Origin of the sequence: Streptomyces sp. NPDC059456, assembly GCF_042750055.1 — a bacterium.
Classification (GTDB): domain Bacteria; phylum Actinomycetota; class Actinomycetes; order Streptomycetales; family Streptomycetaceae; genus Streptomyces.
Window position 1 is genome coordinate 1 of sequence record NZ_JBHYVA010000272.1, and the last position, 10,213, is coordinate 10,213.

At 72.9% G+C, this 10,213-nt stretch carries 10 protein-coding genes and 1 pseudogene; 3 read left to right on the plus strand and 8 right to left on the minus strand.

Annotated features, from left to right (window positions below):
* A pseudogene (locus ACFXA3_RS22815) lies at positions 1 to 650 on the plus strand (hypothetical protein); the annotation flags it as partial.
* 75 nt (positions 651 to 725) lie between these two features.
* Here the strand turns inward: ACFXA3_RS22815 and ACFXA3_RS22820 are convergent.
* From ACFXA3_RS22820 to ACFXA3_RS22830, 3 genes are read right to left on the minus strand one after another with little or no spacing between them, the layout of a single operon-like run.
* The gene (locus ACFXA3_RS22820) at positions 726 to 1,601 is read right to left on the minus strand and encodes an alpha/beta fold hydrolase (protein ID WP_385189399.1); all 876 of its coding nucleotides are present in this window, start codon (positions 1,599 to 1,601) and stop codon (positions 726 to 728) included.
* Entirely contained in the window at positions 1,598 to 2,335 is a 738-nt protein-coding gene (locus ACFXA3_RS22825; RefSeq protein WP_385189401.1) for a TetR/AcrR family transcriptional regulator, read from the minus strand. Before ACFXA3_RS22825 ends, ACFXA3_RS22820 begins: the two co-directional genes overlap by 4 nt.
* Positions 2,336 to 2,347: 12 nt before the next feature.
* Positions 2,348 to 3,214, minus strand: coding sequence for a class II aldolase/adducin family protein (locus ACFXA3_RS22830; protein ID WP_385189403.1), 867 nt, complete (start codon positions 3,212 to 3,214; stop codon positions 2,348 to 2,350).
* Between the two features lie 130 nt (positions 3,215 to 3,344).
* On the opposite strand from ACFXA3_RS22830, the gene ACFXA3_RS22835 reads away from it, so the two are divergent.
* Entirely contained in the window at positions 3,345 to 3,962 is a 618-nt protein-coding gene (locus ACFXA3_RS22835) for a GNAT family N-acetyltransferase (RefSeq protein WP_385189405.1), read from the plus strand.
* 267 nt (positions 3,963 to 4,229) lie between these two features.
* The gene (locus ACFXA3_RS22840) at positions 4,230 to 5,330 is read left to right on the plus strand and encodes a substrate-binding domain-containing protein (RefSeq protein ID WP_385189407.1); all 1,101 of its coding nucleotides are present in this window, start codon (positions 4,230 to 4,232) and stop codon (positions 5,328 to 5,330) included.
* Between the two features lie 67 nt (positions 5,331 to 5,397).
* On the opposite strand, the gene ACFXA3_RS22845 is transcribed toward ACFXA3_RS22840, so the two are convergent.
* The 5 genes from ACFXA3_RS22845 to ACFXA3_RS22865 form a co-directional block, all read right to left on the minus strand.
* Positions 5,398 to 6,897: a sensor histidine kinase gene (locus ACFXA3_RS22845; RefSeq protein ID WP_385189409.1), complete on the minus strand. Its 1,500-nt coding sequence runs from the start codon at positions 6,895 to 6,897 to the stop codon at positions 5,398 to 5,400.
* Between the two features lies 1 nt (position 6,898).
* Positions 6,899 to 7,630, minus strand: a complete 732-nt coding sequence (locus ACFXA3_RS22850; RefSeq protein WP_385189412.1) for a response regulator transcription factor — start codon at positions 7,628 to 7,630, stop codon at positions 6,899 to 6,901.
* A 23-nt stretch (positions 7,631 to 7,653) separates the two neighbouring features.
* On the minus strand, positions 7,654 to 8,448 hold the full coding sequence (locus ACFXA3_RS22855) for a DUF5666 domain-containing protein (RefSeq protein WP_385189415.1): 795 nt from the start codon (positions 8,446 to 8,448) through the stop codon (positions 7,654 to 7,656).
* Positions 8,449 to 8,480: 32 nt separating this feature from the next.
* Positions 8,481 to 9,698 carry an ABC transporter permease gene (locus ACFXA3_RS22860; RefSeq protein ID WP_385189417.1) on the minus strand — a complete coding sequence of 406 codons (1,218 nt, stop codon included), beginning with the start codon at positions 9,696 to 9,698 and terminating at the stop codon, positions 8,481 to 8,483.
* Positions 9,695 to 10,213: ABC transporter ATP-binding protein (locus tag ACFXA3_RS22865; RefSeq protein WP_385189419.1), on the minus strand; the 519-nt coding region annotated here is incomplete at its 5' end. The genes ACFXA3_RS22860 and ACFXA3_RS22865, both read right to left, overlap by 4 nt.

Here is a 10,213-nt window from a genome sequence, read left to right on the forward strand (position 1 = left end):
ACCCCCCGGACCGCGGTCCCGCGCCGTCCCCCGCGCCCGCCCCGCAGCCCCCGCGCGGGTCGTCCTCCCGGCGGCCCCTGGTGACCGTCGCGGTCGCCGGCGCCGCCGCCGCCCTCACCGTCACCGTTGCGGTCACCCTGCCCGGGCACGGCGACGACAAGGCCGGGCCGCCGGCCGGATCGCCCGCGGCGTCCGCCTCGCCGTCCGCGCCCGCGTCCGCGCCCGTGTCTTCGGCGGCGTCGTCCGCGGGGGCGCTGCCCGCTTCGTGGGTCGGCACCTGGTCCGGCGTCGGCCCCGGGACACCGGACGCGGACGGCATCACCCGGGCCAGGACCGGCGAGTTCACCGTCGCCGTCACCCTGACCGCGGGGAACGCGGGCGAGATCGTGGGCCGGCAGGTCAGCAACGTCAAGGAGGTCTCCAGCGGGCGCGACCTGGGCTGCACGGAAGCCCTCGAACTGCGGCAGATCAAGGGGAACACCGCGGTCCTCGCGGCGGCGACCAGCCATCCGACCGACCGCGCGGCCTCCTTCGACTGTCCCAAGGGCAACCTGTACGTGCTGACCCTGGAGGCACCGGACCGGCTGACGCTCGCCTCGGAGGGCGCCCAGTCCGCCGGGGCGCCGGCGGCCCTCACCCGCAGCCGCTGAACCCGCAGCCGCCGAACCCGCAGCCGCTGAACTCGCAGCCGCCGAACCCGCAGCGGCCGATCCCGTCGCCGCGTCTCAGGGGGCCAGGAACCCGGTGAGTGCGGCCGCCACCGCTGCGGGGGCCTCCACCTGGGGGTAGTGCCCGACGGCCGGCGGCCCCGCCAGTTCCACGATCCGGGCGTGCGGCATGCGCGCCCGGATCCGGACCAGGACGTGGGCGCCGCTGATCGGGTCCGCGGGCCCCCACACGAACAGCAAGGGTCCGGGGTAGCCCTCCAGCGCCGGGACCCAGCGCCCGGAGTGCAGGCGGCGTTCGTCGATGTAGCGCAGCAGCCGCGGCGCGAGGCGGTGTCCGCCGGCCCGGGACACGGACGCCCACAGGTCGCGCAGGTCCTCCTCGGACACGGGCCGCCCCAGCACCCCGCGCAGGGAGGCGGCGAACCTCCGCTCCGTGGTGAGGGGCGCCAGCAGCGGGCCCAGCGGCCCGTGCAACAGCCGCTGGATCGGCACGGGCCGGTGCAGATCGGGGTACAGGCCGCCGTTGAGCCAGGCCGTGCGGGTGATCCGGGCCGGGTCGCGCGCCAGCAGCTCCTGGCCGACGCTCACCCCGTAGTCGTGCGCGACCAGGGCGGTGGCGCCGATTCCGTACCGGCGCCACACCTCCTCGACGAGCGAGGCCTGGCCGAGCACCGAGTAGCGGTGGTGCCGGGGCTTGTCGCTCTCCCCGAAGCCGAGCAGGTCCAGCGTGGTGACCCGCAGTCCGGCCGCGACGAGCGCCGGGACGACGGCCGCCCAGTCGTGGGAGGAGGTCGGGAAACCGTGGACGAGGGTGACGGGCGGGCCGTGCGGCGGCCCGTCCTGGCGCACGAAGACGCGGTGCCCGCCGATCGGCGACACGGCGCCGCCCGCGGTCCAGCGGTCCAGCGGTGGCAGGACGCGTGCGCCGCTCATCCGCGGGCCTCCTCGGCGTGCCGGCGCTCCAGCCCGTACAGCAGGGTCCGCAGACCGAACTCGAACTCGGCCTCGGAGTCGAGCGAATTGAGCAGTTCGGCATGGCGGTGGACGGCCGGGTGGGTGAGCGGGGACAGGGAGGTGAACAGCCCGGCCATCGCGGCGCGCTGTCCGGCGGTCCGGGCGGCGCCGCCGGAGTCGAGCACGGCGGCGCCGATCACGAAGTGGGTGACCGTGAGGTAGACGTGGACGGCCGACCGCGGCCCCCACCCGTGGGCGAGGAGCTGTCCCAGGGCGTGCTCGCGGGCCCGCAGGGCGTTGGGGCCCAGCAGCTGCCCGGCGGTCAGCAGCGGGACGACCGCCGGGTGCGCCGCGAGGACCCGGCGGAACTCCCGGGCCCCCCGCTCCAGCCCCGCCCGCCAGTCCCCCCGCAGTTCGGGCAGCCGGATCTCGCCCAGCATGTGGTCGACGGTCTCGATGAGGAGCTCCTCCCGGCTCGCGACGTGCCGGTACAGGGAGGTGTGGCGGACCTGGAGGTGCTCGCCGAGGCGGCGCATCGTGAGCGCCTCCAGGCCCTCGCGGTCGGCCAGTTCGAGCGCGCCGGCCGTGATCCGGTCGAGCGTCAGCCCGCCCTGGCGGGGCCTGCGCCGGTCGCGTTCTGCGTACCGGGCCTGCCACCAGGCGGGCGACCCGGGTTCCGCGGAGGCCGGCTCGGTTGCGTGCGGGAGCGTCATGGGTGGCGGAGCTTACTCGAAGAGGTCGGGATCCGTGCGGACGATCTCGTCCCACAGGGGCTGGAAGGAGAACCATCCCGCGAGCGGGAACCCGGTCTGGTCCCGGGTGTGCCGGGCCGCCTCGGGGTCGATCAGGTGCGGGGTGCCCGCAGCCTCCGCCAGCAGCTGCGCCTGGGCGCTGCGCTCCATGGAGACGAACCACCAGGCCGCCTCGTCGACCGATTCGCCGACGGTGAAGATGCCGTGGTTCTGGTGGATGACGGCCTTGTGCCGCCCCAGTCCCGCGGCGAGCTGCCGGCCGGCCTCCTCCTCGACCACCACGGCACCGGCGCCGTCGCGGTGCACGGTGTGCTGTTCGTACACGGCGCACGCGTCCTGGGTGATCGGGTCCAGCAGGCGGCCGAGGCTGGAGAAGGCCTTTCCGTGGACGGCGTGGGCGTGACAGGCGGCGACCACGTCGGGCCGGGCGGCGTGGATCGCGGAGTGGATCACGAATCCCGCCCGGTTCACGGGGCGCCTGCCGTGGCGGACCTGTCCCTCGTGGTCGACGAGGATCAGGTCGCTGACGCGGACGTGCCGGAAGGACATGCCGAACGGGTTCACCCAGAACATGTCCGGGTACTCCGGGTCCCGCACGGTGATGTGCCCCGCGACCCCTTCGGAGAAGCCGAGGCGGCCGAAGACGCGGCAGGCGCCGGCGAGCCGCTGCTTGCGGTGCTCGCGTTCCCGGGCGGCATCCGTGAACACGGGCGGCAGGGCCATTTCGAGGTTCTCCTGCCGGGGTACGAAGGCGCTGCCGCGCAGCCCGGTGCCACCGTCCCCCGGACCTGCCTCCGGGTCCGTCCCGTGGTGCCCGTCCGTGTGCGTCGTCCGGTCCATGTCCGCCTCGCCTCACTCCGTTGTGCGTCCGTTGGACGCATATCTTGCGGCCAGTGGACGCAACTGGCAAGACCCGGAGCGGAGTCCGCCGGTCACCCCGGCCCGGGCGTCCAAGATCACCGGATGCAGAATGACCCGTATGTCGATGACGAACACTCCGAAAACGGCAACGATCGACGACGCGGCAACGATCGGCCGTACCCTGGCCCGTGCCTTCGGCGACGACCCGATGATGCGCTGGTTCTTCCCCGCCGTCGCCTCGCGCGAGGCGGGGCTGGGCCGCTACTTCACCACCCTCTTCACCCGGCAGTACGTCCATCACGGCGTCTGCGAGTACACCGGGTCGGCGGCCGCGTTCTGGGTTCCGCCGGGCGCGCAGGACAAGGCCGTGCCCGACGCGGGAACCGTCCGGGAGCTCTCGGAGATCCTGGGCGAACGGGCTCCGCTCTTCCGGCAGGCCGCGGAGGAGGCCGCCGCGGCCGGACCGCGGGAGCCGCACTGGTACCTCGCCGTCGTCGGCGCGGATCCGGCCGCGCAGGGACGGGGGCACGGCGCCGCCCTGCTCCGCTCGGGCCTCGCCAAGGCCGATGCGGAAGGCCTCCCGGTCTACCTGGAATCCTCCAGGCCGGCCAACCTCCCCTTCTACGAGCACTTCGGCTTCACGGTGCTCGGTGAGGTCCAACTCCCGGGCGGCGGACCGGTCCTGTGGCCGATGCGCCGTGCACCGCGCCACCCGGCCGACGCCTGAGGGACCGCCCCGCGGGGGGCGCCGACGATTCGGGCGCGGCGCCTCCCCGGAAAGGCCGGGCCTCCACCACCTCTTCATAAGTTGAATTTGATTCACGAAGCGAATCGGACGGAAAAGTCGACGTATTGACTGAATTGCGTGGATGCGGAGCGTGATGGCAACGTTGCCATCACGTTAATAATTCACTTCTTGACGGCAGTCGTAACGCCGAGTTGACTGCGTTTACCTCGGCCGGAAGGACACGGCCTGTTCAGGGAGGTTTACGTCGTGAATACACATCTCGGTCGGGCCGTCGTCGTTGTCGCCGCATCCGCAATGACCGTCTCGCTCGCCGCCTGCGGGAGCTCGGACGAGAACGGAAAAGCGGGCGGCTCCGGCAAGGAGGCGATCAAGGTCGGTCTCCTGCTCCCGGAGAACCAGACCGCGCGCTACGAGAAGTTCGACAAGCCGCTGATCGAGAAGCAGGTCGCCAAATTCACCCGCGGTAAGGGCGAAGTGGTCTACGCCAATGCCAAGCAGGATGCGGCCGCCCAGAACGCCCAGGTCGAAGCGATGATCGCCCGCAAAGTGGATGTCCTGATCATCGACGCGGTCGACGCCAAGGCCATTGCCGGCGCGGTCAAGAAGGCCAAGGACGCCAAAATCCCCGTCGTCGCCTACGACCGCCTGGCCGAAGGCCCGATCGACGCGTACACCTCCTTCGACAACGAGGACGTCGGCAAGGTCCAGGGCAAGGCCCTGCTCGACGCCCTGGGAGACAAGGCCGGCGCCGGCCAGATCGTCATGATGAACGGCTCGGTCACCGACCCGAACGCCAAGCAGTTCAAGTCCGGCGCGCACTCCCTTTTCGACGGCAAGGTGACCATCGGCAAGGAGTACGACACCGTCGACTGGAAGCCGGAGAACGCCAACGCGAACATGGCGGCGGCCATCGCGGCCCTCGGCAAGGGAAAGATCGCCGGCGTCTACTCCGCCAACGACGGCATGGCCGGCGGCATCATCGCCGCCCTCAAGGCCGCCGGGGTCTCCCCGCTGCCCCCGGTCACCGGCCAGGACGCCGAACTCGCCGGCGTACAGCGCGTCGTCGCGGGCGAGCAGTACATGAGCGTCTACAAGCAGTACGCCCCCGAGGCAGCGGCCGCCGCGGAGATGGCCGTCGCCCTGGCCCAGGGCGAGAAGATCGACGGCCTCATCAACCAGATCGTGGACAGCCCGAGCACCAAGGGCGTGCCCTCCGTACTCGTCCCGGGCATCGCGCTCACCAAGAACAACGTCAAGTCCACGGTGGTCGAGGACGGCGTCTGGAGCGTCGCCGAGATCTGCACCGAACGGTACCGGGCCGCCTGCGAGGAGATCGGCCTGAAGTGACGCCGGCACGGCCGACGGGGTGACGGGCAGGCCGCCGGCCCGTCACCCCGTCACCCCGTCGGCCGCGTCAGGGCCCCGCCGACCGCAGACGGACCCGGAACAGTGCTCCGCCGCCAGGCGTGGTCTCCAGCTCCAGTTCGCCGCCGTGGGCCCGGACGAGCGCGGAGGCGATCGCCAGGCCCAGGCCCGCCCCGCCGCCGGCCTGCCGGCTCCGCGAGGCGTCCACCCGGTAGAACCGCTCGAAGACCCGGGCGGCCTGCTCCGCGGTGAGCCCCGGCCCGCAGTCCGCGACCTCGATCACCTCGTGCCCGTCCCTGCTGCCCACCCCGATCCGCACCGGGGAACCCGCGGGCGTGTGCGCGACGGCGTTGCCGACCAGGTTCGCGACCACCTGGCGCAGCCGCGCCTCGTCCCCGTTCACCGGCGCGGGGCCGGGCAGGCCGACGCCGCCGGGCCCGGTCAGCGCCACCTCCCGTGCCGGGTCCAGGGCCCGGGTGTCGTGCAGGGCGTCCACCGCGAGGGTGCGCAGGTCCATCGGCGCGAGCTCCAGCGGGCGCTGCTCGTCCATGCGGACCAGGGTCAGCAGGTCCTCCACGAGACCGCTGAGCCGCACCGCCTCGCTCTCGATCCGGCCCATGGTCCGCCGTACGTCCGCCTCGTCGGCGAGGGCGCCCATCCGGTAGAGCTCGGCGAAGCCGCGGATGCCGGCCAGCGGCGTCCGCAGTTCGTGGCTGGCGTCGGCGACGAAGCGCCGCATCTGCTCCTCCGACGCTGCGCGGGCCGCGAACGCCGACTCGATCTGCGCGAGCATTCCGTTGAGCGCACTGCTCAGCCGCCCGGTCTCGGTGTGCGGCGAGGCGTCCGGCATGCGGTGCGACAGCGGGCGCCCGGCGGAGATCTCCGCCGCGGTCTCCTCGATCCGCCGCAGCGGCCGCAGTCCCGCCCGTACCGCGAACCAGCCGGCCGCGGCGAGCAGCAGTGACACCACGACGCCGATGAGTTCGAAGGCGGTGGCCAGACTGTCGAGGGTGGACGTCACGTCGTCCAGCGGCGCCGCGACGAGCACGCCCGTGGGCAGCCGGGGGTCGTCGCTGCCCACCGGAACGACCAGCACCCACCAGGTGCCGTCCCCGTGGTCGCTCGGCACCTCGAACGCCCGGCCGAACCTGGCGCGCAGCTGTGCCGCGTCCATCGTCGGCCACGACGGGCCCGGATCCTCGGCCACGACGGGCTGGCGGAACTGGTTCGACACCTTCCCGTCGGCGTCGGCGAACGCCACCACGTACTGGCTCGGCAGCCAGGCCCGGCCGCCGCCCGCCCGGCCGGGGTGCGTCTGCGGGGTGCCCTCGGCCCGGACCCGGTAGGCCATCGAGTCCCCGAACCGTTCGAGCTGCTGGTCCACCCGCCCCACCAGCCGGGCGCGTACCGAGCCGAGGACGACCGTGTCGCTGACGGTCAGCCCGAGGGCGACCAGTGCCATCGCGAGCAGCACGAGCCGCGAGCGCAGGGACAGGCCGGCGAACCGGTGCGCGAACCGGCGCGCGAAGCGCTTCGTCCGCCCCTCCATGTCAGGTCTGCGGGCGGCGCAGGACGTACCCGATGCCGCGCACGGTGTGGATGAGCTTGGCGGCGCCGTCCGCGCCCGAGTCCACCTTGCGGCGCACGTACGAGATGTACGACTCGACGATGCTGAGGTCGCCGCCGAAGTCGTACGCCCACACGTGTTCCAGGATCTGCATCTTGGAGACGACGCGGTCGGCATGGGTCATCAGGTACGCCAGCAGCTTGAACTCGGTGGGGGACAGGGACACGGGCCGGCCGCCGCGCAGCACCTGGTGGCCCACCGGGTCCAGTTCGAGGTCGCCCGCGATCAGGCGGCCCTCGCCCGTCGGAGCGCCGGTGCGGCGCAGGATCGCACGGATCCGGGCGATCAGCTCCTCCAGGCTGAACGGCTTGGTGACGTAGTCGTCGCCACCCGCCGTCAGCCCGCTGATCTTGTCGTCGACCCCGTCCTTCGCGGTGAGGAACAGCACCGGGAGGTGGTCGGCCCCGGCCCCGCTGCCGGCCACCTCGCGCAGCCGGCGTACGACGGCGAACCCGCTGATGTCGGGCAGCATCACGTCGAGCACCACGAGGTCGGGCCGCTCCTTGGCGACCGCCGCCAGCGCGTCGGCGCCGCTCGCCGCCGACGTCACCCGGAAGCCGACGAACCGCAGCGAGGCGGACAGCAGCTCCCGGATGTTCGGCTCGTCGTCGACGACGAGCAGGCTCGCCTCGGGCGTGGCCGTTTCCTTGTCCAAAGGGGCTTTCCTCCCTCTCGCGCTCAGCCCCGGCCGCCGCCCGCGAATCCTCCCGCGCCGCCCTGGGCGACGGTCGTCGCGGCGACGTCGCCGGAGTCGTTCTGGCTGCCCCGCACGGTCACGGTCTGACCCGGCTGGAGGTCGGTGACCTTACCGGCCTTGGCCTGGGTGATCTGGGTGTTGCCGTCCGTGGTCACCTTGACGACGTTGCCCTGGGCGTCCGTGACGTAGAGGGTGGTGCCGTCGACGAGCTTCACCGTACCGGTGGTGACGCCGCCCCCGGCGGCCGGGCCGCCCGTCGCACCCCCGAAGCCCTGCCGCTGACCGTTCTGCCCGGCCCCGGTACGGCCCTGCCCGGCGGCTCCCTGGGCCTGGCCGGAGCCGGTCCGCCCTGCGCCGCCACCCGCTCCGGCGGCGGAGTTCCGGCCCGCGGCGCCGCCGGCGAACCCGGCTCCCGTGGACCCCTGGAGGTGGCTCTTCTCGACCAGGGCGCCCCCGGTGAACGCGAGGCCGACCACCACGCCGCCGGAGAGCAGCAGGGTCAGCCAGGGCAGTCGCGGCTTGGGCGCGGCGGCGAGTTCAGCCGATATGTCCCGGCTGTCCGGGGGCTCGGAAAGGATCCCCTCGGGATCGGCCGCGGGGTCCGCCGCGGGACCGGCCCCGGGCCCCGCCCCCGCGAGGCGTGTTCCGGTGGAATCCGCGCCGGAGCCGGCGGCGGTGTCCGCGGCGGCCGAGGCGGTGAACACCTCGGCGAACGGCGCGAACCGGTCCTCGCCCGTCTCGGGCTGCTTCTCCGGTTCGGTGCGGCGTCGTGCCATGTCAGCTTCTTCCTGTTCCTGCACGTGCCGGCTCACTCGTGCCGCAGTGCTTCGATGGGCCGCAGGCTCGCGGCCCGGTTGGCCGGGTAGCCGCCGAAGAACAGCCCGATCAGCACCGCGATGGCGAAGGCGCCGACGACCGACTCCGGTATGACGACCGGCTTGATGCCGACGATGGTGAAGTGCGAGCCGATCAGCCCGGCCGCGACCCCGAGCCCGCCGCCGATCAGCGAGAGCAGCGTCGACTCGGCGAGGAACTGGCCCAGGATGACGCCCCGGGGTGCCCCGATCGCCTTGCGGATGCCGATCTCGCGGGTCCGCTCGGTCACCGTGACCAGCATGATGTTGGTGATCCCGATCCCCCCGACCAGCAGGGAGATCGCGGCGACCGCGCCCAGCAGCACGGTGAACGTCTTGTTCGTCGACTCCTGGGTGGTCAGCAGGGACGCCTGGTTCGACACCCGGAAGTCGAGTGCGGCCGGGTCCTTGACGCCGTGCCGTCCCATCAGCACCGTGGTGATCTCGTTCTGCGCCTCGGTCGTCGCCTCCGCGGACTTGGCCTCGACGAGGATCTGGCCGACCGAGCCGAAGCCGGTGAAGGCGTTCTGCACGGTGGGCAGCGGGGCGACCACGACGTCGTCGGGATCCTGGAACCCGGTGCCGCCCTTCGCGGCGAGTACGCCGACCACGGTCAACGGCGTGCCGCCCAGGACCAGCTTCCTGCCGACCGGGTCGGCCGTGCCGAACAGGTCGGTGGCGGTCGTCGCGCCGATGACGGCGACCTTCCGGGACGCCAGTACGTCGTCGGCGCTGAAGTAGTCGCCCTTGGCCACCTTGTTGTTGGACGCCTTGAAGTACGCCGGGTACGTGCCGACGACCTGGCCGACGGTGTGCGAGGTGCCCTCGTACAGCGCGGTCTGCGAGGTGGTGACCTCGGGGGCCACCGACTCGATGTGCGGCGCCGCCGAAGGGTCGGCCAGCGCCCGCGCGTCCTCGACGGTCAGCGGCTTGGTCCCGGTGGCGGAGCCGGAGCGCCCGCCGCCGAATCCGCTGCCGGAGGAGACGGTCAGGGCGTTGGTGCCGAGCTTCTCGATGGAGTCCTTCACCGCCTGCGAGGAGCCGTTGCCGACGGCGAGCAGCAGGATCACCGCCGCGACGCCGATCAGCACGCCCAGCATCGTCAGCGCGGAGCGCACCTTGTTCGCCGCGAGTCCGCCGAAGGCGAAGCGCAGCGTCTGGAACGGGTTCACCGCAGGCCTCCGGCCATGGCGTGCGTCCCGGCGGGCGCGTGCGCCGAGGCCATCGCGGGCGGGGGACCGCCGACGGGAGCCTGCCGTACGTCCTCGACGATCTGCCCGTCCACCAGGCGCAGGACCCGCTTGGCGTGCCGGGCCACCTCGTCCTCGTGGGTGATCAGGACGACGGTGCGTCCGGACGCGTTGAGCCGGTCCACGAGGGACAGGACCTCCTCGGTGCTGTGGCTGTCCAGGTTTCCGGTCGGCTCGTCGGCGAGCAGCATCGCGGGCGCGGTGACCAGCGCACGGGCCACCGCGACGCGCTGCTGCTGACCGCCGGAGAGTTCGTTGGGCCGGTGGTCCAGGCGTTCGGCCAGGCCGACCAGGGTGAGCGCGGCCACCGCCCGGCGGCGCCGCTCGGCCGCCTTCACCCCGGCGTACGCGAGCGGCAGTTCCACCTGCGCGACGGCGCTGGTGCGCGGCACCAGGTTGAACGACTGGAAGACGAAGCCGATCTTGCGGTTGCGGAC